The following is a 22,654-nucleotide window of genomic DNA, read 5'->3' as shown; positions in this document are numbered from 1 at the left end:
ACCGAAGCGGAAAAGGGTTCAGCCCTCGGCGGGCGCGGGGAAGATCGGCTCGCCCAGGTTCAGCATCAGGCGGTTGGCCCAGGCGAACAGGGCGACGGAATGGACCAGGTCGAGCACCTCGATGTCGGTCAGGCCGACGGCCTTGAGTGCCTTGATGTGTTCGGCCGACAGCGCATCGGGCCGCAGCGTGAGTTCGGCGGAGAACTGCACGATGGCCTTCTCGCGCTCGGTCGTGCCGGCGGTGGCGGGGTCTTCGAAGACCTGTTCGATCACATCGCTGCGCTTGGCCAGCTGCTCGAAGCGCTGCGCATGCACCGACGTGCAGTACACGCAGCCGTTGATGCGCGATTCGACGGTGGCGCCCAGCTCGCGCTCGGCGCGCGGCATGCCGCCGGGTGCGAACATGATCGCGTTGAAGGCGATGGAGCGCTGCAGCAGGATTTCGGGCTGGTGCGCCAGCAGCAGGAAGTAGGCCGACTGCTTGGCGGTCGGGCTCATTTCGTCGAGTGCCGCAATCTGCTCGGGCGAGGCGTCTTCGAGCTTCACCGTGTCGAGCCAGGATGCCCAGTCGAGCACCTCGTTGGTGAAGCCGTTGATGTGGAGGATGCCGCTCATGCCGCCACCTCCGCAGCCGCCATGGCCTTGAGGCCTGCGACGACCCTCACTTGGTAGGACAGGAAGGCGATCAGCTGCGCCAGCGCGACGATGGCCGGCGTGGAGATGCCGGCCTTCACCAGCGTCTGCACCGCCTCGCGGTCGCCCTCGATCGGGCGTTCGATCAGTTTGGTGGTGAAGCCGAGCATGGCGACGATGCGCACGTCATCGATCGTCGCGATGCGGCCGGCTTCGACGGCGGCGATCAATGCGGAATCGGCCGTCTCGGCGACCAGGCGTTCACGGTAGTGCGCGGCCAGGCTGTCGGCCTTCGACAGGCGGCAGGCGTGGAAGGCCGTCAGCAGGCGCTCGACGACGGAGATGCCGTCGATCTCGGGCGTGAAGAGGCCGTCGTAGCTGCCTTGCGTGGCGGCCACGACCTTGGCGCGCTGGTGGCGCACGGCGTGCGTCGCCTGCGAGGGCGCAAGGGGCACGGCGTGGTCGATCACGTCGATGGGGGATGCACTTGTCATGTGGTTCTCGGAGATAGGGTTCGTCAAAGGAGGTGCGTGTGCTCAGGCCGGCGTCCACTCGTTGCCCAGCAGTTCCGGGTCGTCATAGGCCTCGAGCCGCGCGAAGTGGTGATCGAAGTCTTCGCGGTAGAACAGGCTGGCGATGCCGTTGGCCAGGCGCCGTGCGCCGTCGCTGATGGCCGGGATGTCGCCCGACACCGCACCGTGCGAGAGCGTGGCCGGGTAGCAGAAGCAGTGGATGCGGTCGAGGCCGGGACAGGCGCCGGCCGTCTTTTCCTGCAGCTCGAAAACCGGGCCGAGGTCGGGCGAGTCGGCGAGTTCCGTGTCGTCGGTGCCGGGCGCAGGCGTGAAGCGGTCTTTCCAGGCGCGCACATGCGGCGCGATGGCGGTGTACTCGGGGCGCACGTTCCAGTCGACCTTGAAACCGGTCGAGACGATGAGGAAGTCGAAGGCGAACTCGCCCTTCGGCGTGTGCACGCGCATGGCCTGGCCGTCGCGCTCGACCGCCGACACCGGGCAGCCGAAGTTGAAGCGCGCATTCGGGTGGCGCGACACGCGCAGCGTGCTGCCGTGCGGCGGCGGCACGTTGGCCACGTTGATGTAGTGCCGCAGCCGCCACTTGAGGTCGTCGGGCAGGTCGAAGTGCCCCTGCGTCAGGCCCGGAACGCCGGCGCCCTTGGACTTGTTGATGCGCGGCAGGTCGTCGCGGCGGATCAGCAGGTCGACGCTCTTGGCGCCGATCTCGAGCGCGGTCGCGGCACTGTCCATGGCCGACGACCCGGCACCGATCACGCCCACGCGCAGCCCTTCGAGCTGGCCGTAGTCCATCACGTCCGACGAGTGCGCCCACTGCGTGCGGTCGAGCGTCTGCACGAAGGCCGGCACGGCGGGGCCGCCCAGGCCGTCGCGGCCGGTGGCGAGCACCACGCGGCGCGCCAGCACGCGCGAATCGCCGGCCGGCGTCTGCAGCGCCAGCAGCACCTTGCCGTCGGCGCGCGGCGTGACGGCGATGATGGTGGTGTCGTTGCGCACGTCGACCGCCATCACGCGGCGGTACCAGCGCAGGTAGTCCATCCATTGCAGGCGCGGGATCTTGTCGAGCTGCGTCCAGGCGTCGGCGCCGAACTGCGCCTCGAACCAGGCGCGGAAGGTGAGCGTGGCCAGGCCCAGCGCGGGGCCGGTGAGTTCCTTGGGCGAGCGCAGCGTTTCCATGCGCGCGGTGGTGGCCCAGGGGCCTTCGAAGTCGCGCGGTGCGCGGTCGAAGACGACGGCGCGGATGCCATGCTGCGCCAGCGCAGCGGCTGCCGCCAGCCCGGCCTGCCCGGCGCCGATGATGGCGACGTCGAGCACCGGCACGCCGTCTTCGGCGGCCTGCTGCGGCATCCAGTCGCGGGCTGGCCAGCCCAGGCATTCGAGGTCCTTGGCCAGGCGCTGTTCGAGCGCGGCCAAGCCGAGGGCGGTGGGGAGTGTCGTTGTCATTGAAGGCGTGCGGCTCCGGTCAATCGATGCTGATGTTCGCCGCCTTGGCCACCTCGGCCCACTTCACGCGGTTGTCGTGCACCGTCTTCTTGAACTGCGCCGGCGACTCGATGCGCACCGTGTTGCCCTGCGCCTCGAACCTGGCGCGCAGCTCCTTGTCTTCGAGCACCGTCTTGAGGGCGCCGTTGAGCTTGTCGACGATCTTCGGGTCGGTGCCCTTGGGTGCGAACACCGCGAACCAGATCGAGCTGTCGAAGCCCTTGGTGCCCGGCAGCCCGCTGGAGGCGATGGTCGGTACTTCCCTCACCGCCGCCACCGGGGTGGCGGTCGTCACGCCGAGCAGGCGGACCTTGCCGGCCTTGTAGTGCGGCAGCACCGTCTGCACCTGGTTCATGATGCAGCAGGTCTCGCCCTTGACCACCGAGCTGATGGCTTCGGGCCCGCCCTTGTAGGGCACGTGCGTCATCTGCAGCCCCAGGCGCGAATTGAACTCCGCGAAGGCCATGTGCGTGCCGGCGCCGTTGCCGGTCGATGCGTAGTTGTACTTGCCCGGGTTGGCCTTCACCAGGTCGACGAACTCCTTGAGCGTGGTCACGTTCATCACCTCGGGGTTGATGGTGAGCACGTTCGACACGTCGAGCACCGGCGCCACGGCGACGAAGTCGTCCTCCACGTCGAAGGGCAGCTTCTTGTAGAGCGCTGCGTTGCTGCCATGCGTGGCCGCGGTGCCGAAGGCCAGCGTGTAGCCGTCGGCCTTGGCGCGGGCCACGTATTCGCTCGCGATGTTGCCGGCCGCGCCGGACTTGTAGTCGATGATGACCGGCTGGCCGAGCTGCTTGGCCAGTGGCTCCTGGATGGCGCGGGCCACCACGTCGACGCCGGAGCCGGCGGGGAAGCCCATGATCATCGTCACGGGCTTGGTCGGCCACTCTTCCGCAGCGGCGGGGGCTGCGTGGACGAACAGAGAAAGCGCCGCCGAGAGCAGGGCGATGGTGCGGCTGGAACGGAGGGATGAAGTCATGCGGTCCTCGTGAAGGGAGATGGCGTGTCGAGGCAATGTCCATGCCAAGAAGCTGGCGGCCATGTTGACAGACTTCTTCGATCACCGTCTCAGCCGTGCCGCTGCATGCGGTCGAGCGCCGACTGCATGTCGCGCATCAGATCGTTGCATGACTCCAGCCCGGCATGGATGCGCAGCAGCGGGCCTTCGAGCGCCCACGGCCGGACGGCGCGCGTGGGTGCATCCATCGGCAGCGCCAGGCTTTCGTAGCCACCCCACGAGAGGCCGATGCCGAAGAGTTCGAGGCTGTCGAAGAACACGCCCAGCGCTGCGCGGCCGACCGGCTTCAGCGCGACGCCGAAGAGCCCGCTCGCGCCTTGGAAGTCGCGGCGCCACAGCGCGTGACCGGCGTCGCCGGGCAGTGCCGGGTGCAGCACCTGGGCGACCATCGGATGGCGCGCCATGCTCTCGGCCAGCAGCACGCCGTTTTCCCAATGGCGATGCAGGCGCACCGACAGGCTGCGCAGGCCCCGCAGCGCGAGGTAGAGATCGTCCGGCCCGGCCGTCTGGCCGAAGTCGTGGGCGGTCTGTTGCAGCAGCGGCCAGGCGCGTTCGTTGGCCGTGGCCGCGCCGAGCAGCGCATCGGAATGGCCGACGATGTACTTCGTCGCGGCCTGCACCGAGATGTCCACGCCGTGCTCGAAAGGCTTGAAGAACAGTGGCGTCGCCCAGGTGTTGTCCATGACCACGAAGGCATCGACCTTGTGCGCTTCTTCGGCGATGGCGGGGATGTCCTGCACCTCGAAGGTGGTGGAGCCGGGCGACTCGACGAACACGACGCGCGTGGACGGCCGGATCTGCCGGCGGATCTCGCCGCCCGCCAGCGGGTCGAAGAACGCCACGTCGATGCCCAAGCGCGTGAGCACCTTCGTGGCGAAGCTGCGCGTCGGGCCATACACGCTGTCGCTGATCAGCGCGTGGTCGCCGGGCTTGAGCAAGGCGAGCAGGCTGTGGGTGCAGGCGGCCAGGCCCGACGGAAACACGATGGAGCGATAGCCGCCTTCGAGTTCAGCGAGCGCGGTTTCGAGGGCGCGCGTGGTGGGCGTGCCGAAGCGGCCGTACGACGCATAGGGGTTGCCGGGAAGCTTGCGCGACTCCCACTCGGTGAGCGAATTCGACAGGATGGTCGAGCCGCGGAACACCGGCGTGTTGACCATGCCGCCATGGCTGGAGGGATCGCGCCCGGTGCGTACCAGAACGGTTTCTGAATCGAAGGAGGTCAAGGGGCTGGTCTTTCAGGAGGCGCGGTGGGGGTGTTCCAGTCTAGAAAGGGCGGTGTGGTTTCTTTTGCTGAAATTTGCCTCAATGAGTCGAGATCAAGCAAAATTCTTCTCAACGTGACATCCAAATTGGATTGGAATACTCCGTGGACAAGATCGACAAGGCAATCCTCGAACTGCTGCAGGTCAACGCGAGCGCCTCGCTGCAGGAGATCAGCGAGCAGGTGAGCCTGTCGGCCACGCCGTGCTGGCGCCGCATCCAGCGGCTCGAACGCGAGGGCTACATCCGCCAGCGGGTGGCGCTGCTCGACCCCGACAAGCTCAACGTGGGCGTGACGGTGTTCGTCGCCATCCGCACCAGCCAGCACAACGAGAAGTGGTTCAAGCGCTTCAGCGCCGTGGTCGCGGCCATCCCGCAGATCGTCGAGTTCTATCGCATGAGCGGCGACACCGACTACCTGCTGCGGGTGGTCGTGCCCGACATCAAGGCCTACGACGACGTCTACAAACGGATGATCCGAGAGGTCGAGTTGTCGGATGTGAGTTCGAGCTTCGCGATGGAGCAGATCAAGTACACGACCGCCTTGCCGCTCGACTACGCCTGAGCCCGGCGCCGCTCGATCGCATGGAGGATGGCCGGCACCTCGGCCGACAGCTCCCGTGCCAGGTAGCCCAGCGGCCCGTGCCGTCGGGCCAGCGCGTGGCCGGCGCGGGCGTGCAGCAGCACGCCCCAGGCGGTGGCCTGCAGTGGCGCCAGCCCGCGCGCCGCCAACCCGCCGATCAGGCCGGCGAGGGTGTCGCCCGAGCCCGAGGTGGCCAGCCCCGGCGTGCCGCCGCCGAAGCGCCAGACCTCGCCGTCGGGCTGCGCGATGAAGGTCGACGCGCCCTTGAGCGCGACGCAGGCGTTCCAGCGCGCGGCAGCCGCGCGTGCGACCTCCAGCGGCTGCGCCAGGATGGCGTCCTTGGCCAGGCCGCTCAGATGCGCCATCTCGCCGGCGTGCGGCGTGAGGACGACCGGCTGCGCGAGCGGGCCGTCGGCCACGATCGACATCGCATAGGCGTCGAGCACCGTGGTGCTCTCGCGGAACATCGGCAGCAGCGTGCGCACGAAGGCCGTGCTGCGCTTCTCGTCGAGCATGCCCGGCCCGAGCACCAGCGCCGCGACCTGCGGCGCCAGGGCCGCCAGGCTGTCGCAGCCGCGCGGCAGAAAGCCGCCGCCGCGGGCTTCGGCCAAGCCGATCACGCGCGCTTCGGGAATCGCGAGTGCGAGGCCGATGGCGACCCGCTCCGGCACCGCGATGGTGAGCTTGCCGGCGCCGGCGCGCAGCGCCGCCACGCCGGCCAGCAGGGCGGCGCCGGGGATCTCGTGGCTGCCCGCGACGATCAGCACCTGGCCGCGCACCTCCTTGTCGGCCTCCGCACCCAGCGCGGGCAATGGCCAGCGCGCCAGCGCCGATTCGGTCAGGGGCCTGGCGCGCGCGGGAGCGCCGCGGGCGCTTGGGGGGTGTTTCATCCTAGGGCTTCGGCGCAGGGGAGCGGTCCGGCGCGCTCGTCACCGGCGTGGCGGCCTCGCGCAGCGGTGCGGTGAAGTTCACCAGGTCGAGCTGCATCACCGTGTCTTCCGCCTGCTGGCGTTCGGCGCGGTACGAGGTGATGGCGCAGTTCGGCACGTCGCCCTGGCGGTCGATGTCCAGGATCTGCTGTTCGTCCAGATGCTCGAGCAGGTAGCGCATGCAGTTCACGATGACCTGGTGCGCGACCACCACCACCCGCCGGTCGGCGTACTCGCGCGTGACCATTTCGAGCAGGCTGCGCAGCCGCAGGATCACGTCGCACCAGCTCTCGCCACCGGGCGGGCGGAAGTAGAACTTGCCCACATGCAGCCGCTGCTCGTTCAGCTCGGGGTGCTTCTGCTGGATGCCGACCTTGGTCAGCCGGTCGAGGATGCCGAATTCCTTTTCGCGCAGCCGCTCGTCGATGCGCACGCGCACCTGCGGATGCGCCAGCCCGGAGGCTTCGGCCAGCAGCCGCGCGGTTTCACGGGCGCGCAGGTAGGGCGAGCAGAGGATGACCTCCGGCCGCTCCGCGGGCGGCAACTGCGCGAACCAGTCGCCGAGCGCCATCGATTGCTGGACGCCGAGGTCGGACAGCGGCACGTCGATGTCGCGCCAGGCAATGTCGATGACCGCCAGGCCGCCGGCTTCGGCTGCATCGCGTGCAACGTTGCCGGCGCTCTGGCCGTGGCGGATGAGCCAGAGGGTGTGGGGCCAGGAAGAGAGCATCGGCCGATGGTAGGAAGCTGCGCGCGGCCTCCCCGTAGGCCGAAGTCGATCTCCCGCGCCGGTCGCGGTGGGGGCATTCACATGAGGTTACGGCGCGTGGGGACGCATGGTTTCCAATGGATGGCCGCGCCATGACGGCGCCCGAAAGAAAGCTCTCCCCCATGTCCGAGCGTGAACCCGATTTCCGGCCCGGGCGCCAGTCGTCCGTGTCGGCCGTTGTCATCCTGGTGCTGATCGCCATCGCCGCGGCGGCGGGCTGGTGGTACTGGTCGCAGCGCAACGTCGAGGTGCCGACCCCACCGCCGGCTGCCACGGCGCCCGCCGTACCCGACGCGGCCCCGCCGCCGCCGCTGGCCGCGGCGCCCGGTCCGCAGAACCCGGTCGATGCGCTGGCCGAGCCCGATGCGGTGCTTCCCGCGCTGGGCGATTCGGACGCCCAGGCCGGCAAGGCACTCGCCGAGCTGGTGGGCGCCCAGCGCGTGGCCGCGCTGCTCAACGTCGACGGTTTCGTGCGGCACGTGGTCGCCACCATCGACAACCTGCCGCGGGCGCAGGCGCCGTCGCGCATGTGGCCGATGCAACCCGCCCCCGAACGCTTCAGCGTCGACGGCGAAGGCGCGCGGCAGTCCATCAGTCGCGCCAACGCGGCGCGCTACGCGGCCTTCACCGGCATGGTCGAGGCGGTGGATGCTGAGCGCGCCGCCACGCTGTATGCCCGCTTCTATCCGCTGTTCCAGCAGGCGTATGAAGAGCTCGGCTACCCGGGCCGCTATTTCAACGACCGCCTGGTCGCGGTCATCGACCACCTGCTCGATGCACCGGAGCCGGCCGGCCCGGTGGCGGTCCAGCTGACCGAGGTGCGCGGCGAGTTCACTGCAGAGCGGCCGTGGACGCGCTATGAATATGTCGACCCGGCGCTCGAATCGCTGTCGAGCGGCCAGAAGCTGATGGTGCGCGTCGGCCTGTCGAACGAGCGCCGGCTCAAGGCCAAGCTGCGCGCCTTCCGCGCCCAGGTGGCGACCGGCGGGACGCCCAAGCGCTGAACCCGCGTCGCGTGCCTCATCGCCCGGTGGCGAATACCCGCGCCAGTTCGTACGGTGCGGTCACCTCGAGCTGGTCGTAGCGGCAGGCCGCCGGCGGCTTGTCAGTGCGCCAGCACAGGAACTGCGTGGCGTGCCGGAAGCGGTCGCCCTGCAGGTGGTCGTACTTCACTTCGCACACACGCTCGATGCGCAGCGGTTCCCACGACAGGTCCTTGCCGCCGCTCCAGCGGCTGCGCGCGCCGGGCACGCGCTGGGCGGTGCGGTCACCGACTGCATCGGCGTCGGCACTGCCAGCCCAAGGATGGCCTGCCAGCGAAAGCCTGCCACCACGCAGTCGGCACTGCGCACATGCTTGATCTTCAGCATCGCCCGGCGACCCGGTTGGTAGGGCGCATCGGCCGGCTTGGCCATCACGCCGTCGAGGCCGGCGCCTTCGAAGTCGGCCAGCCAATGCTCGGCCAGCGCGCGGTCGGTGGTCATCGGCGTCAGGTGGATCGGCGGGCCGATGTCGGCGAGCAAGGCCTCGAGCAGCAGCCGGCGTTCGCGCTGCGGGCGCGGCATGAGGTCTTCGCCGCCGAGCCGCAGCAGGTCGAAGGCGACGAAGGACGCCGGTGTCTCGTGGGCCAGCCGCGCGATGCGCGAGGCGGCCGGATGCACCCGCTGCTGCAGCGCATCGAAATCCAGCCCGCGGGCGCCGGCGATCACGATCTCGCCGTCGAGCGTGCAGTCGCCCGGCAGCGCCGACAGGAACAGCGCGTGCAGCTCGGGAAAGTAGCGATCGAGCGGCCTGCTGTCGCGGCTTTGGATGACGACGCCGTCGTCGCTTCGATGCACGATGGCGCGAAACCCGTCCCACTTGGGTTCGTACAGGAAGTCGCCGGGCGACAGCGTGTCGGCGATTTTGGCGAGCATCGGCTCGACCGGTGCGAAGGAGGCGGGCAGCGGTGCATCGAGGGCCATGGCCGGATGGAAGCATCGGCGCACGGCGCGCCGCGCCAGCCATCGAGCCGTCGGTGCGCCGTCTTTTTGCCATGGTGCAGAGCGCATGAAAATCGCGACCTTCAACGTCAACGGCGTCAACGGCCGGCTGCCCCGTCTGCTCGAATGGCTGGCCGAGTCGAAGCCCGATGTGGCCTGCCTGCAGGAGCTGAAATCGCCGGACGCCAACTTCCCGGCGGCGGCAATCCGCGAGGCCGGCTACGGCGTGCTGTTCCATGGCCAGCAAGCGTGGAACGGCGTGGCCATCCTGGCGCGCGGCCGCGCGCCGATCGAGACCGGCCGTGGCCTGCCCGGCTTCGAGGACGATGTGCAGAGCCGCTACCTCGAGGCAGTGGTCGACGGCGTCGTCATCGGCTGCCTCTACCTGCCCAACGGCAATCCGCAGCCGGGTCCGAAGTTCGACTACAAGCTGGCCTGGTTCGAACACTTCAACCGCCATGCCCGGCGCCTGTTCGACTGCGGCCTGCCGGTGGTGCTGGCGGGCGACTACAACGTGGTGCCGACCGACCAGGACATCTACAACCCCGCATCGTGGCGCGACGATGCCTTGCTGCAGCCCGAGAGCCGCGCCGCCTTCGAGCGGTTGCTGGCGCAGGGCTGGACCGATGCGCTGCGCACGCGCTACCCGGACGAGCGCATCTACACCTTCTGGGACTACTGGCGCAACCGCTGGCCCCGCAACGCCGGCCTGCGCATCGACCACCTCCTGCTCAGCGCCGAGCTTGCGCCGCGACTGCAGGACGCCGGGGTGGACCGCGAGGTGCGGGGGCGCGCCGGCGCGAGCGACCATGCGCCGACGTGGGTGCGGCTGGCCTGAGTCGGCGCCGCAGGATCGCTCTGTACACTCCTGCGGGTAAACACTAGCCCGTCCGCGGTGCGCCCGCCCGCGACGATGCGCCGGTCGCCCGGTGGATTCTTCCTTTTCCATGAACCACAGCGCGCTTTCCCCGCCGCCGAGCGCCCCGGCCGATGCCATGCTGCTGGCGCGCATGGTGCGCGTCGATCAGCTGGTTTCCGTGCGGCGCAGCGTGCAGGCGGGCATGCCGATCAGCATCGTGCTGGCGCTGACGACCACCCTGGTGGCCATCAAGGCCGGCCGGCCGATGGCGGGCCTCAGCTGGCTGATGCTGGCGCTGACGGTCAACGTGGTGCGCATGGTCATGAACCGGCGCCTGCTCGAACGCTCGGCCGCCATGGCCGCGCAGGGCGGCGACCCGAGCCAGACCAACGCCCGCTGGGTCGAGTGGCAACTGCGCTCGACGGTGATCGCCGCCGCCGTGTCCGGCTGCGTCTGGGCCCTGGTGCCGCTGCTGTGCGACGGCTACACCTCGCCGCAGACGGTGTTCCACCTGACGGTGGTCTGCGGCATCTGCGCGGGTGCCGTGACCTACAGCAGTGCCTATGCGCCGGCGCCGCTGAGCTTCATCCTGCCGACGCTGCTCTCGGTGATGGTGTCGCTGGTGCTCGCCGGCGGCTTCGAGAACGCCAGCCTGGCCGCCATGGTGCTGCTGTACTTCGTCGGACTGACCCGCGGGGCCCTGGTGAGCGAGAAGGCCTTTCGCGCCGGCAGCCGGCTGAAGAACGAAGCGACGCAGCTGGCCGTGCGGCTGCATCAGGCGCACCAGTCGCTGCAGGCGTCCACCCAGGCGCTGGCGCACCGCGCATCGCACGACTTCCTCACCGGGCTGCTCAACCGCGAGGGCTTCACCCAGGCTGTGGCGGCCCATCTGGCGGCGCATCCGCGGCAGTCGCATTGCCTGCTGCTGCTCGATCTCGACGGCTTCAAGGCCGTCAACGACGCCTTCGGCCACCCGGTCGGCGACCAGGTGCTGAAGGATGTGGCGCAATGGCTGGCGAAGGAACTGGACGGCCTGCACGCCGTGCTGGGCCGCTGGGGCGGCGACGAATTCGCCATCCTCTACCGCCCCCAGGCCGAGCCGGCCACGCCGGAGGCGCTGGCCGAGACGCTGATCGCTTCCATTCCCTTCGCTACCGCCCACTCCGGTGGCCACCTCGGCGTGAGCATCGGCATCTCGAAGTTCGAGCTGGGCGATGCCGCGGTCGAATTCACCGACATGATCAGCCTGGCCGACGAAGGGCTGTACGAGGCCAAGCGGGCCGGCCGCAACCGCTACCAGGTGGTCGACGAGGCCTTGCACCTGCGCCTGGCGACGCGTCGCGATGTGGAGCGCGACCTGCTGCAGGCCATCGAGGCACGCACCATCGAACTCTGGTACCAGCCGATCCTGGAGCGCGACAGCGGCCGCATCCACAGCCTGGAGGCGCTGCTGCGCTGGAACCATCCGCGGCACGGTCGCATCTCGCCCGAACAGGTGGTGTTCGCGGCCGCCAGCACCGGCATCGCCGAGAACCTCCTGCGCTACATCCTGGAGGAGATCTGCGGTGCGATGCAGCAGATGGACGCCCCGGGCTCCGCGCTGGCCGGCGTGCCGGTGGCGATGAACGTGTCGCCGCGCGAAATGGCGCAGCTCGCCGTCGACGAGATCGTGCTCGGCACATTGGCCGCCCGCGGCATCGCCACTTGCCGGCTGCAGATCGAGATCACCGAGGAGGTGGCGCTCGACACCCACGCAACGCGGGGCCGCCTGAGCGCACTGTCGGCGGCCGGCGTGGCGATCGCGGTCGACGACTTCGGTGTCGGTTATTCGTCGCTGGCTTCGCTGCGCAGCGACTATGTGAAGCAGGTGAAGATCGACCGCAGCTTCATCGACGGCCTGGCGAGCTCGCCGGGCAACGCCGTGCTGGTCAATTCGATCGTTCAGCTGGGTGCCTCGCTCGACATCGCGGTGGTGGCCGAGGGTGTCGAGACGGAGGGTGAGCTCGCGGTGCTGACGGTGCTGGAATGCCGGCTGGTCCAGGGCTACCTGTTCGCCCGCCCGGCCCCGTTGCCGGAGGTCATGGCCTGGGCGGCGGCGCAGCCGGCCTGAGGCACACCGGCCGCCGGCACCTCAGCGGCGCTGCAGTTCGCTGCCGCCGATGTAGATGCGGTTGTGCACCGGCGCGATCACCAGCTCGTTGATGCACACGTGCGGCGGCATCTCGGCGATGAAGCGGATGGTGCGGCCCATGTCTTCCTCCTGCAGCATCAGCGCCTTGTCCTCGGCGCTCGGCTCGACCGGCCGCTTCTTCAGGATCGGCGTGGCCACCTCGCCGGGGCAAACGGCTGTCGCGCGCAGGCCGTGCACGCATTGCTCGATGTTGAAGTTGTGCGTCATCGCCGTCAGCCCGGCCTTGCTTGCCACGTAGGCCGGGCCGGTGAGGTAGCTCTGGTGCCAGCCGGCGAACGACGCGATGTTGATCACCGTGCCGCGCCGCCGCGCCTGCATGCCCTTGAGCACAGCCAGCGTGCAGAAGGTCGCGCCGTTGAGGTTGATGTTGACCACCTTGGCGAAGGTGTCGCCGTCGGTCTCGCTCCAGAAACGCTTGGGAAAGTTGACGCCGGCGCTGTTGACCAGGATGTCGACGCCGCCATGCTGCGCCTCGATGGCCGCGGCCACCTTGTCGACCGCGGGCCGGTCGCCCACGTCGAGCGCCATCGCCGTGATGCGGCCACGCGGTGCGCCCTTGGCCTCGGCTTCGACAATCGCAGCGTCGAGCTTGGCCGTCTCGCGGCCGGAAATCACGACCCGACAGCCGGCCTTGGCCAGGTCGATGGCACCGGCCAGGCCAATGCCGCTGCCGCCGCCGGTCACCCAGGCGATGTGTCCGTCGAGCGGCTGCTTTGTTTCACTCATCGATGTCTCTCCTTTGAAGGGGGGAGCATCGATTGTGCCGTCGTGTTCAGCTCGTCGTGTAGTCGCCCACCGGCACGCAGCTGCAGAACAGGTTGCGATCGCCGTAGACGTTGTCGACGCGGCCGATCGGCGACCAGTACTTGGCCTGCTTGAGGGCGGCCAGCGGGTAGGCGCCGAGTTCGCGCGAGTAGGGGTGCGTCCACTCGGTGCTCAGCAGGCTGGCGGCGGTGTGCGGCGCGTGCTTGAGCGGGTTGTCTTCCTTCGGCCAGACGCCTTCTTCCACACGGCGGATCTCGCCGCGGATGGCGATCATCGCGTCGATGAAACGGTCGAGTTCGGCCAGCGGCTCGCTCTCGGTCGGCTCGACCATCAGCGTGCCGGGCACCGGGAAGCTCAGCGTGGGCGCATGGAAGCCGTAGTCGATCAGGCGCTTCGCCACATCTTCGGCCGTGACGCCGCTGGTGTCCTTGAGCGGGCGCAAATCGAGGATGCACTCGTGCGCCACATGCCCGTTCGGGCTCGCGTACAGCGTTGGGTAATGTTCCTTCAGGCGCGCGCTGATGTAGTTGGCCGACAGGATCGCCGTCTCGGTCGCGGCCTGCAGGCCGGCTGCGCCCATCATGCGGCAGTACATCCAGCTGATGGGCAGCACTGCGGCATTGCCCAGCGGCGCGGCCGAGACCGCACCCACGTCATGACCACCGACGCCCGCCGTCGCATGGCCCGGCAGGAAGGGCACGAGGTCTTCCACCACGCACACCGGGCCGACGCCCGGGCCGCCGCCGCCGTGCGGAATGCAGAAGGTCTTGTGCAGGTTCAGATGGCTCACGTCGCCGCCGAACTCGCCTGGCGCGGCCACGCCGACCAGGGCGTTCATGTTCGCGCCGTCGACGTACACGCGGCCGCCATGTTCATGCACCAGCTCGCACAGTGCCTTCACGCGGGTCTCGAACACGCCGTGGGTGCTGGGGTAGGTGATCATCACCGCCGCCAGGTTGGCGCTGTGCTTCTCGCAGGCGCGCTTCAGGTCGTCGAGGTCGACGTTGCCCTGCGCGTCGCAGGCGGTCACGACCACCTGCATGCCGGCCATCTGCGCGCTGGCCGGGTTGGTGCCGTGCGCCGACGAAGGGATCAGGCAGATGTTGCGCTGGCCTTCGCCCTTGGACACATGGAAGGCCTTGATCGCCAGCAGGCCGGCGTACTCGCCCTGCGAGCCGGCGTTGGGCTGCAGGCTGATGCCGGCATAGCCCGTCGCTTCGCACAGCCAGTCGCGCAGCTGCTGGTCGAGCTCGGCGTAACCCTGCAGCTGCTCGGCCGGTGCGAAGGGGTGGATGTTCGCGAACTCGGGCCAGGTGATCGGGATCATTTCGCTGGTCGCGTTGAGCTTCATGGTGCAGCTGCCCAGCGGGATCATGCTGCGGTCGAGCGCCAGGTCCTTGTCGGAGAGGCTGCGGATGTAGCGCAGCATCGACGTCTCGCTCTTGTGCGTGTTGAACACCGGATGCGTGAGGAAGGCCGAGGTGCGGCGCAAGTCGTCCGGAATGCGCACGGGGGCGGTGTCGGCCAGTTCCTCGAAGCGCGGCATCGGCGTGCCGGTCGGCACGAACAGCGCCCACAGCGTCTCGATGTCGGCGCGCGTCGTCGTCTCGTCCAGCGAGATGCCCAGGTGCTGCTGCAGCCGATGGCGCAGGTTGACGCCGGCCGTGTTCGCGTGGGCGAGGATGGCGGCGGTGTCGTCTCCGCTTTTCACGGTCAGCGAATCGAAGGCGGTGGTGTTGACCAGCTCGCGGTCCATCTGCTCGAGGCCCGCGGCCAGAATGCCGGTGAGCGCCGCCACACGCTGCGCGATGCGCGTGAGGCCGGCGGGGCCGTGGTACACGGCGTACATGCTTGCGACGACGGCCGGCAGCACCTGCGCCGTGCAGATGTTCGACGTGGCCTTTTCGCGGCGGATGTGCTGTTCGCGCGTTTGCAGCGCGAGCCGGTAGGCCGGCGAACCGTGCACGTCGACGCTCACGCCGACCAGCCGGCCGGGCAGCGAGCGCTTGAACCCGTCGCGGCAGGCCAGGTAGGCCGCGTGCGGGCCGCCGTTGCACATCGGCATGCCGAAGCGCTGCGTGGTGCCGCAGACGATGTCGGCATCCCATTCGCCGGGCGGTGCCAACAGCGTCAGCGCCAGCAGGTCGGCCGCCACGCACAGCGCGGCGTCGCAGGCATGCGCATGGCCGGCCAGCGGGCGCAGATCGTGCACCTGGCCGGTGGTGCCGGGGTACTGGGCCAGCACGCCGAAGAATTCGCCGCTCGCCATCAACAGGGGCAGCGTCTCCGATGCGGTGCTCACCTTGATCTCGATGCCCAGCGGCGCAGCGCGGGTGCGCAGCACTTCGATGGTCTGCGGGTGGCAGTCGCCGGCCACCAGGAAGACGTTGCTTTTGGATCTCACGCTGCGCTTGGCCAGCGTCATCGCCTCGGCCGCGGCCGTCGCCTCGTCGAGCATCGACGCGTTGGCGATCGCCATGCCGGTCAGGTCGCAGACCATGGTCTGGAAGTTGACCAGCGCCTCCATGCGGCCCTGCGAGATCTCCGCCTGATAGGGCGTGTAGGCCGTGTACCAGGCGGGGTTCTCGAGGATGTTGCGCAGGATCACGCCGGGCGTGTGGGTGCCGTAGTAGCCCTGGCCGATGAAGTTGCGCGCCACCTTGTTCTTCGCCGCCATCGCCTTCAGCTCGGCCAGTGCGTCGGCCTCGCTCACCGGCGCGGGCAACTGCATCGGCCGCGTGCGGCGGATGGCCGGCGGCACGATGCCGTCGATCAGTTCCTCGCGCGTGGCAGAGCCGATGACCGGCAGCATGCGCGCCTCGTCGGCCGGCTCGATGCCGATGTGACGGGCGATGAATTCGTCGGCATTCTCGAGTTCGCGCAAGGTGGGGAAGGAGGGGGTCGGCATGGGCGTGGAGCGATGAAGGCGAAGATTGAAGGCGGGTCAGCTCTCTGCAGCGAACTTGTCGTAGTCGGCGGCTTCGAGCAGGGCGTCGAGCTGGGCGGGCTCGCTCAGCTTGACCTTGAAGAACCAACCGGTGGCGAGTGGGTCGCTGTTGGCGAGCGAGGGGTCGGCGCGCAGCGCTTCATTGACTTCGGTGATCTCGCCCGAGACGGGCATGAACACGTCGGCTGCCGCTTTGACCGATTCGACGACGCCGGCGACTTCGCCTTGCGCGAAGGTCTTGCCGACCTCGGGCAGGTCGACGAACACGACGTCGCCGAGTGCGTCCTGCGCATGCACGGTGATGCCGACGATCGCGTCGCTGCCGGTGGCCTGGACCCACTCGTGGTCCTTGGTGAATTTGGTGCTCATGGGGCTCCTGAAAAGAGATGGAACGAGAGGTGAAAGGGAAACTAGCCTCGGTAGTATCGGGTCGGCACGAAGGGCAGGGTGGTCACCTCCATCGGCACCGGCTTGCCGCGCACGATGGCCTGCAGGCGCGTGCCGGGCGCAGCGAAGGCGGCGGCCACGTAAGCCATCGCGATCGGCCGGTCGGCCGTGGGCCCGAGCAGTCCGCTGGTGACCTGGCCGATGGCGATGCCCTCGAAGGATTCGAGCGGCGTGCCGTCGCGCACCGGGATGCGTTCCAGCGCGACCAGGCCGACGCGGCGGCGCTTGAGCGTGTCGTGCTCGGCGATGCCGGCCGCGCCCGATGCCGCGGCCGCCAGTTGGGCCAGCACCCTGTCGGCACCCGGGAAGCCACCGGCCCGCGCGCCGCCGGTGCGGCGCACCTTCTGAATCGCCCAGTTGAGCGAGGCCTCGACCGGCGTGGTCGTCTCGTCGATGTCGTGGCCGTAGAGGCAGAGGCCGGCTTCCAGCCGCAGCGAGTTGCGCGCACCCAGGCCGATGGGCTGCACCTCGGGCTCGGCCAACAGCAGGCGGGCCAGTGCTTCGGCGTCGCTGGCCTTCACCGAGATCTCGAAGCCGTCTTCGCCGGTGTAGCCGCTGCGGGTGACGAAGGCCGGAATGCCGCCGATCTGCACCGCGCCGCCCGTCATGAAGACGAAGCGTTCCACGTTGGGCGACAGGCGGGCCAGCGTGGCGGCGGCCTGCGGACCCTGCAATGCGAGCAGCGCGTGGTCGGGCATCGGCTGCACCTCGCAGCGCGCGCCGATGCGGGCCTGGATGTGCGCCAGGTCGGCCACCTTGCAGGCGCCGTTGACGATCACGAAGAGCGACCCGTCGCCTTCGTTGAAGAACATCAGGTCGTCGAGGATGCCGCCCGCGTCGTTCAGCAGCAGGCCGTAGCGCTGCTTGCCGGGCGCCAGGTCGACCACGTCGACCGGCATCAGCGTCTCGAAAGCCGCGGCGGCGTCGGGGCCGACCAGGCGCAGCTGGCCCATGTGCGAGATGTCGAACAGGCCGGCGGCCGTGCGGGTGTGCTTGTGCTCGGCCATCAGGCCGGCGGGGTACTGCACCGGCATGCTGTAGCCGGCGAAAGGCACCATGCGGGCGCCAAGTTCGACGTGCAGGGCATGCAGCGGGGTCTTCTGAAGCGAATCGTCGGAAGCAGCCATGGCGCTCTCCATAACAGGGGGGCAGACGGAATCCACGACGCAAGTCATGGGCCACCCCTGCTGTCCGCTCTACCTGAGAGATTCGCCCCGCCTTTTCAGAGGCTTAGGGTTTGCTCCTTCGGTGGGCCGGCGTGTCGCGATGGACGACCGACCTCTCTCCAGCAAGGAAACGCCCGGATGAACAGGCGCCTCGTCAGTCCTTGGGGCCTGAGCGTTCGGATGGGTTCCTGCGCCTTCGGCGGCCCGTTGCGGGCGCTCTCCTGACCCGGGCGAGTGTAGTGGATCGGCGCGGGCTCAGTGCACCGTTTCGGCTGGCAACAACTTGGCGATGCGATCGCGGATGGCGTCGGCGCGCTCGTCGCCGGCGGCCTGTCGGATCTCCGCGAGCATCGTGTCGGCCACGGCCAGCATGGACGCGCGGTCGCGCGCCTCGCGCAGCGTGTCGCGCAGGACCTGCGCCATCGCCGGGTCGCGCCGCGCGAACATGCGCTCGCACAGGTCGAACAGGAACATGCGGGTGGTGGCCAGGGACGGCTTGCCGTCGAAAGGGTCGGCCGATGCGGTGGGCGTTGATGGCTCGGGCACATCCGCCACGACGACGGCGGGCGCGTCGAAGCGTTCATCCGGCGCGTGCAGATAGCCCTCGTGCAACAGGTGGTGCGCCACGCGAAGCGCCTCGTCGCGGTCGCTGAAGAGCGGCACGAAGTCGGTCACCGAGCGCTGGCCGTCGGCCATCAGCAGCACGGCGCGTTCGCGCTGCGTCAGCGTGCGGCGGCCGGGGCGCAGCTCGTCGCGGGCTTTTTCGGTCTTGCTGAAGAACATCGGGTGCCAAGCGTCGGGATTGCGAATCCGCCAGCATCGGCCCCGGTCATGACAACCCGATGAAGCAAGCGCCTCTACTTGAAGCCCATCACCCGCGGCAGCCAGGTGCTCAGCGCCGGCACGAAGGTCAGGATGATCAGCACCGCCCCGTGCGCCCACAGGAAGGGCACCAGCTCGCGCACCAGCTTCGACATCGGCACCTTCGACACGTTGCATGTCACGAAGAGCAGCCCCCCGACCGGCGGCGTGATCATGCCCAGCGTGAGGTTGAAGATCACGATCATCGCGAAGTGCACCGGGTCGACGCCCAGCTTCATGGCGACCGGCGCGAGGATCGGCGCCAGCACCATGACGCCCGGCAGCGGCTCGATGAAGATGCCGAAGAGCAGCAGGAAGACGTTGACGATGATCAGGAACATCCACGGCGAGAGGTTCATGCCGATCAGCCATTCGGCCATCTGCTGCGGAATGCCTTCGATCGTCAGCACCCAGGCGAAAGACGCCGACAGCCCGATGATGATCAGCACCGACGCCGACAGCAGCGCCGAGCGTTCGAGGATGTTCGGCAGCGCCTTCCACTCGAGCGTGCGGTAGACGAACTTGCCGCACAGCAGCGCGTAGAACACCGCCACCACCGAGGCTTCGGTCGGCGTGAACCAGCCGGCGCGCATGCCGCCGAGGATGACCACCGGCAGCAGGATGGCGGGCAGTGCCTTCCACGTCGTGACGAGGATGTCGCGCATCGGCGGCAGCTGGCCGTCGCCCTTGTAGTTGCGCTTCTTCGACACCCAGAAGTTCACCGCGCACATCGCCACCGCGATCAGGATGCCCGGCAGGATGCCCGCTGCGAACAGCGTGCCGACGGACACCGTCTCGTCCTGCAGCGCGTAGATGATCATGATGATCGACGGCGGGATGATCGGCCCGACGATGGCCGTGGACGCCGTCAGCGCCGCCGCGTACGAGCGGTCGTAGCCGGCCTTGTCCATCATCTTGATCAGCATCGAGCCCGGGCCGGCCGCGTCGGCCAGCGCCGAGCCCGAGATGCCCGAGAAGAAGGTGAGCGACACCACGTTGGTGTAGCCCAGGCCGCCGCGCTTGTGGCCGACGAACTGGCCGGCGAAGCGCAACAGCACCTCGGTCAGCGAGCCGCCGCTCATGAGCTCTGCCGCCAGGATGAAGAAGGGCACGGCCATCAGCGGGAAGCTGTCGATGCCGGTGAAGGTTTCCTTCAGCAGCACCATCAGGGGATAGCTTTCCGCCAGGATCAGCGTGGCCGCGGTGGCCAGCCCGAGGGCGAAGGCGACCGGCACGCCGATGGCGAGGAAGACGCAGGCGGAAACGATGAGAACGATGCTCGGGTCCATGCGCGTCCCCTTACAACGATGCCGACGCGGTGGCGTCGAAGTGCGCATCCGACCGGAACTCCCGGCGCAGCACGTAACCCTTGACCACCAACAGGAAGTGCACGATGCACAGCACCCCGCCGATCAGCATGGCACTGTAGATGTAGGCGAAGGGAATCTGCGTCACGGCGGTCAGCTGGAACATGGTGCGCTGCATGTAGAGCCAGCCGTACCAGACCATGAATCCGAAGAAGGCGAAGAGCAGCGCCGCGACGGCAAGGCGCACGGCCATCGCGCCCTTGGGCGGCAAGGCGTCCTGCAGGTTCTCGACGGCGATGTGGCCGCCGTAGCGCAGCACCGGGCCGGCGCCCAGGAAGGTGAGCCAGATCATCATGTGGCGCGAGACCTCTTCGGCCCATTCGAGGGACTGGTCGGTCAGGTAGCGCAACGCGACATTGGTGAAGATGATGACCGACATGGCGGCCAGCAGAAGGATCAGCGCCCAGCGGTTGGCGGTGATGAAATGGCGCTCGAAGGCTTGCACGGTACTTGAATCTCGGTCTGGAAAAAGCGAACCGCCCGGAACCTCTCGGCGTGTCCGGGCGGTGGACGGTCAGCGGTTTGCCGCTTACTTGACGTCCGTGATCTTCTTGATGTTGTCCGCGCCGAACTCCTTGGCGTAGCTCACGTACGCGGGCTTGAGCGCCTCGCGGAAGGCGTTGCTGTCGACGGTGCGTGTGACCTTCATGCCGTCCTTCTCGAGCTGGGCGATGCCGTTGCTTTCGTCGTCGTTGACCTTTTTGCGCTGCGCGATCGACGCCTTCTGCGCCGCCGCGACAAAGAGCTTCTTGTCGGCATCCGAGAGCTTGTTCCAGACCTTGGGCGACAGCAGCAGCAGCGCTGGCGAGTACACGTGGCCGGTGAGCGAGAGATGCTTCTGCACCTGCGAGAACTTCGACGCCAGAATCACCGGGATCGGGTTCTCCTGGCCGTCGACCGTGCCCTGCTGCAACGCGCCGAACAGTTCGGGGAAGGCCATGGGCGTCGGCAGGATGCCGAAGGTGCGGTAGCCGTCCATGTGCACCTTGTTCTCCATGGTGCGCATCTTCAGGCCCTTGGCGTCTTCCGGCTTGACGATGTCGCGCTTGCTGTTCGTCATGTGGCGGAAGCCGTTCTCGGTCCAGGCCAGCGCGATGATGCCCTTGCTCGGGAACTTGGTCAGGATGTCCTGGCCGATCGGGCCGTCCATCACCTTGCGCGCGTGGTCGTAGTCGCGGAACAGGAAGGGGATGTCGACGATCTTGACCTCGGGCACGAAGTTGCCGACCGGGCCGGTCGATGTGTTCAGCAGGTCCTGCGTGCCGAGCTGGATGGCCTCGATCTGCTCGCGTTCGCCGCCCAGCGCCGAGTTGGCGAAGTGCTGGCACTTGAAGCGGCCTTGCGTGCCCTTCTCGACTTCGTCGCAGAACGCCGTCGAGCCGACACCGTAGTGCGATTCCTTCGAGGTGGCGTAGCCGATCTTGAGCGTCGTGGTCTGGGCGAAGGCGCTCGCGCCGAGGGCGAGCGAAAGGCAGGCGGCAAGGGTGCCGAGTTTCATGGTGTCTCCGGGAGTTTTCGCCGAATGGCGTAGTCGAATCAGGCGCTTTCGACTATGCCGCATACCCGAAGGCAACGGCGTCGGGGTTTCACCGACTTACCGCGTTTTCAGGCAGCGGCCGGACGGATCGCGGACTTCGGCCGGAACGCCTTGCAGACCGCATCGTCGGTTTCGATGTACGGCCCGTTGATGAGATCGATGCAGTAGGGCACGGCCGCGAAGATGCCCGGCACGGCTTGCGAGCCGTCGGCGTTCTTCAGGCCTTCGAGCGTCTCGGCGATGGCCTTGGGCTGGCCCGGCAGGTTGAGGATCAGCGCGCGGTCGCGAATCACCGCGACCTGTCGCGACAGGATGGCGGTGGGCACGAAGCGAAGGCTGATCTGCCGCATCTGCTCGCCGAAACCCGGCATTTCCTTGTGCGCCACGGCCAGCGTCGCTTCGGGCGTGACGTCGCGCAGGGCGGGGCCGGTGCCGCCGGTGGTGAGCACCAGCGAGCAGCCGGCGTCGACCAGTTCGATCAGCGTGGCGCTGATGCCGGCCTGCTCGTCGGGGATGAGGCGCGCCTCGAAGTCGATCGGGTTGCGCAGTGCACGCGTCAGCCAGTCCTTCAATGCCGGCAGGCCCTTGTCTTCGTACACGCCGGTGGAAGCGCGGTCGCTGACCGAGACGATGCCGATGCGGACCGGGTCCGGAGTGCTCATGCGTCGCGCTCCCGCGATTCCTCGCTGGCCTCGGCCGCCCGGTCGCTGCCTGCATGGGCGGCCAGTTGCGCGCGCACCAGCTGGAACACCTCGCGGTAGGCCTTGGCCTGGCGCGGCGCTTCGCCGGGCTTGCCGGCCTTGATGTCCTTGCGGGCTTGGCGCACCAGGGCGCGCAGCTGCTGGCTGTCGGTGTCGGGATGGGTCTCGATCCAGCCGCCGAGCGCGTCGTCGTCGGCGATGAGCCGGTCGCGCCAGCGTTCGGCCTCGTGCAGCATCGCGGTTTCCTCGGCGGGTCCGCTGTGCTGCTCGTCGAGCGCACTGCGCACGGCGTCGAGCACCTCGGGGTCGAGCGCGCGCATCAGCTTGCCGATGAACTGCATCTGGCGGCGCTTGCCTTCGAAGTTGGTGATGCGGCGCGCCTCGACGATCGCGTCGGCCAGCTTCTCGCCGAGCGGCAACTGGTCGAACAGGCCGGCGCGCAGACCGAGCAGGTCTTCGCCGAGCTTCTGCAACTCGGCGCTTTCGCGCTTGAGGTCGGTCTTGCTGGCGTCGTCGGTGCCCTTGAGCTCGCGTTTGAGCTCCAGGTCGAGTTCGCTGCCTTCGGCAACGAATTCGCCACGGACGTAGTAGCCTTTTTTGGGTTTGCGGGACATCGGAAAATCC

The 22,654-nt window shown here is 68.5% G+C and carries 23 protein-coding genes and 2 riboswitches; of the genes, 4 read left to right on the top strand and 19 right to left on the bottom strand.

The window, feature by feature from the left end; genetic code table 11:
* Positions 1 to 18: 18 nt before the first annotated feature.
* The 5 genes from ACSFBE_RS17735 to metC all read right to left on the bottom strand — a co-directional run bounded on the left by ACSFBE_RS17735 (position 19) and on the right by metC (position 4,889).
* On the bottom strand, positions 19 to 615 hold the full coding sequence (locus ACSFBE_RS17735; protein ID WP_435491719.1) for a peroxidase-related enzyme: 597 nt from the start codon (positions 613 to 615) through the stop codon (positions 19 to 21).
* The gene (locus tag ACSFBE_RS17730) at positions 612 to 1,127 is read right to left on the bottom strand and encodes a CMD domain-containing protein (RefSeq protein ID WP_435491718.1); all 516 of its coding nucleotides are present in this window, start codon (positions 1,125 to 1,127) and stop codon (positions 612 to 614) included. Before ACSFBE_RS17730 ends, ACSFBE_RS17735 begins: the two co-directional genes overlap by 4 nt.
* A 42-nt stretch (positions 1,128 to 1,169) precedes the next feature.
* On the bottom strand, positions 1,170 to 2,606 hold the full coding sequence (locus ACSFBE_RS17725; protein ID WP_435491717.1) for an NAD(P)-binding domain-containing protein: 1,437 nt from the start codon (positions 2,604 to 2,606) through the stop codon (positions 1,170 to 1,172).
* Positions 2,607 to 2,625: 19 nt separating this feature from the next.
* Entirely contained in the window at positions 2,626 to 3,627 is a 1,002-nt protein-coding gene (locus ACSFBE_RS17720) for a Bug family tripartite tricarboxylate transporter substrate binding protein (RefSeq protein ID WP_435491716.1), read from the bottom strand.
* 89 nt (positions 3,628 to 3,716) lie between these two features.
* Positions 3,717 to 4,889 carry a cystathionine beta-lyase gene (metC, locus tag ACSFBE_RS17715; RefSeq protein ID WP_435491715.1) on the bottom strand — a complete coding sequence of 391 codons (1,173 nt, stop codon included), beginning with the start codon at positions 4,887 to 4,889 and terminating at the stop codon, positions 3,717 to 3,719.
* Positions 4,890 to 5,032: 143 nt separating this feature from the next.
* On the opposite strand from metC, the gene ACSFBE_RS17710 reads away from it, so the two are divergent.
* Positions 5,033 to 5,491, top strand: coding sequence for an Lrp/AsnC family transcriptional regulator (locus tag ACSFBE_RS17710; RefSeq protein WP_435491714.1), 459 nt, complete (start codon positions 5,033 to 5,035; stop codon positions 5,489 to 5,491).
* Here the strand turns inward: ACSFBE_RS17710 and ACSFBE_RS17705 are convergent.
* Both ACSFBE_RS17705 and ACSFBE_RS17700 read right to left on the bottom strand, forming a co-directional pair.
* Positions 5,482 to 6,399: an NAD(P)H-hydrate dehydratase gene (locus ACSFBE_RS17705; RefSeq protein WP_435491713.1), complete on the bottom strand. Its 918-nt coding sequence runs from the start codon at positions 6,397 to 6,399 to the stop codon at positions 5,482 to 5,484. The genes ACSFBE_RS17710 and ACSFBE_RS17705 overlap by 10 nt on opposite strands.
* 1 nt (position 6,400) lies before the next feature.
* Positions 6,401 to 7,168, bottom strand: coding sequence for a histidine phosphatase family protein (locus tag ACSFBE_RS17700; protein WP_435491712.1), 768 nt, complete (start codon positions 7,166 to 7,168; stop codon positions 6,401 to 6,403).
* A gap of 161 nt (positions 7,169 to 7,329) precedes the next feature.
* Here ACSFBE_RS17700 and ACSFBE_RS17695 point away from each other — a divergent pair, with 161 nt between their 5' ends.
* Positions 7,330 to 8,211, top strand: coding sequence for a DUF3014 domain-containing protein (locus ACSFBE_RS17695; RefSeq protein ID WP_435491711.1), 882 nt, complete (start codon positions 7,330 to 7,332; stop codon positions 8,209 to 8,211).
* A gap of 16 nt (positions 8,212 to 8,227) precedes the next feature.
* On the opposite strand, the gene ACSFBE_RS17690 is transcribed toward ACSFBE_RS17695, so the two are convergent.
* A complete protein-coding gene (locus ACSFBE_RS17690; protein ID WP_435491710.1) occupies positions 8,228 to 8,380 on the bottom strand; it encodes a hypothetical protein in 153 nt (50 codons plus the stop codon).
* Positions 8,377 to 9,258: an ATP-dependent DNA ligase gene (locus ACSFBE_RS17685; protein WP_435491709.1), complete on the bottom strand. Its 882-nt coding sequence runs from the start codon at positions 9,256 to 9,258 to the stop codon at positions 8,377 to 8,379. The genes ACSFBE_RS17690 and ACSFBE_RS17685 overlap by 4 nt, the downstream gene beginning before the upstream one ends.
* Here ACSFBE_RS17685 and ACSFBE_RS17680 point away from each other — a divergent pair.
* Positions 9,257 to 10,027: an exodeoxyribonuclease III gene (locus ACSFBE_RS17680; RefSeq protein WP_435491708.1), complete on the top strand. Its 771-nt coding sequence runs from the start codon at positions 9,257 to 9,259 to the stop codon at positions 10,025 to 10,027. The genes ACSFBE_RS17685 and ACSFBE_RS17680 overlap by 2 nt on opposite strands.
* A gap of 109 nt (positions 10,028 to 10,136) precedes the next feature.
* On the top strand, positions 10,137 to 12,158 hold the full coding sequence (locus tag ACSFBE_RS17675) for a putative bifunctional diguanylate cyclase/phosphodiesterase (RefSeq protein ID WP_435491707.1): 2,022 nt from the start codon (positions 10,137 to 10,139) through the stop codon (positions 12,156 to 12,158).
* A gap of 21 nt (positions 12,159 to 12,179) precedes the next feature.
* Here ACSFBE_RS17675 and ACSFBE_RS17670 read toward each other — a convergent pair whose 3' ends face one another.
* From ACSFBE_RS17670 to yjgA, 10 genes are all read right to left on the bottom strand, one after another.
* The gene (locus ACSFBE_RS17670; protein WP_435491706.1) at positions 12,180 to 12,965 is read right to left on the bottom strand and encodes an SDR family oxidoreductase; all 786 of its coding nucleotides are present in this window, start codon (positions 12,963 to 12,965) and stop codon (positions 12,180 to 12,182) included.
* A 46-nt stretch (positions 12,966 to 13,011) separates the two neighbouring features.
* Positions 13,012 to 15,912: an aminomethyl-transferring glycine dehydrogenase gene (gene gcvP, locus ACSFBE_RS17665; protein WP_435491705.1), complete on the bottom strand. Its 2,901-nt coding sequence runs from the start codon at positions 15,910 to 15,912 to the stop codon at positions 13,012 to 13,014.
* 36 nt (positions 15,913 to 15,948) lie between these two features.
* Positions 15,949 to 16,320 (bottom strand): glycine cleavage system protein GcvH, encoded by a 372-nt coding sequence (gene gcvH / locus ACSFBE_RS17660; RefSeq protein ID WP_435491704.1) that lies wholly within the window; start codon positions 16,318 to 16,320, stop codon positions 15,949 to 15,951.
* A gap of 41 nt (positions 16,321 to 16,361) precedes the next feature.
* Entirely contained in the window at positions 16,362 to 17,525 is a 1,164-nt protein-coding gene (gcvT, locus tag ACSFBE_RS17655) for a glycine cleavage system aminomethyltransferase GcvT (protein ID WP_435491703.1), read from the bottom strand.
* A gap of 50 nt (positions 17,526 to 17,575) precedes the next feature.
* Positions 17,576 to 17,697, bottom strand: a riboswitch (glycine riboswitch).
* A gap of 16 nt (positions 17,698 to 17,713) precedes the next feature.
* Positions 17,714 to 17,798: riboswitch (glycine riboswitch) on the bottom strand.
* A gap of 21 nt (positions 17,799 to 17,819) precedes the next feature.
* A complete protein-coding gene (locus ACSFBE_RS17650) occupies positions 17,820 to 18,347 on the bottom strand; it encodes a hypothetical protein (protein WP_435491702.1) in 528 nt (175 codons plus the stop codon).
* 74 nt (positions 18,348 to 18,421) lie between these two features.
* Positions 18,422 to 19,714 carry a TRAP transporter large permease gene (locus ACSFBE_RS17645; protein WP_435491701.1) on the bottom strand — a complete coding sequence of 431 codons (1,293 nt, stop codon included), beginning with the start codon at positions 19,712 to 19,714 and terminating at the stop codon, positions 18,422 to 18,424.
* Between the two features lie 10 nt (positions 19,715 to 19,724).
* Positions 19,725 to 20,237 carry a TRAP transporter small permease gene (locus ACSFBE_RS17640; protein ID WP_435491700.1) on the bottom strand — a complete coding sequence of 171 codons (513 nt, stop codon included), beginning with the start codon at positions 20,235 to 20,237 and terminating at the stop codon, positions 19,725 to 19,727.
* Between the two features lie 84 nt (positions 20,238 to 20,321).
* The gene (locus ACSFBE_RS17635) at positions 20,322 to 21,290 is read right to left on the bottom strand and encodes a TRAP transporter substrate-binding protein (RefSeq protein WP_435491699.1); all 969 of its coding nucleotides are present in this window, start codon (positions 21,288 to 21,290) and stop codon (positions 20,322 to 20,324) included.
* Positions 21,291 to 21,397: 107 nt separating this feature from the next.
* Entirely contained in the window at positions 21,398 to 21,991 is a 594-nt protein-coding gene (gene mog / locus ACSFBE_RS17630; RefSeq protein ID WP_435491698.1) for a molybdopterin adenylyltransferase, read from the bottom strand.
* Positions 21,988 to 22,644: a ribosome biogenesis factor YjgA gene (gene yjgA, locus ACSFBE_RS17625; RefSeq protein ID WP_435491697.1), complete on the bottom strand. Its 657-nt coding sequence runs from the start codon at positions 22,642 to 22,644 to the stop codon at positions 21,988 to 21,990. Before yjgA ends, mog begins: the two co-directional genes overlap by 4 nt.
* Positions 22,645 to 22,654: the final 10 nt, after the last annotated feature.

The sequence above is a fragment of the Variovorax sucrosi genome (genome assembly GCF_051216635.1).
Taxonomy (GTDB): Bacteria; Pseudomonadota; Gammaproteobacteria; order Burkholderiales; family Burkholderiaceae_C; genus Variovorax.
Note: the sequence above shows the minus strand (reverse complement) of the source record. Positions and strands in the feature narration are given on the sequence as shown.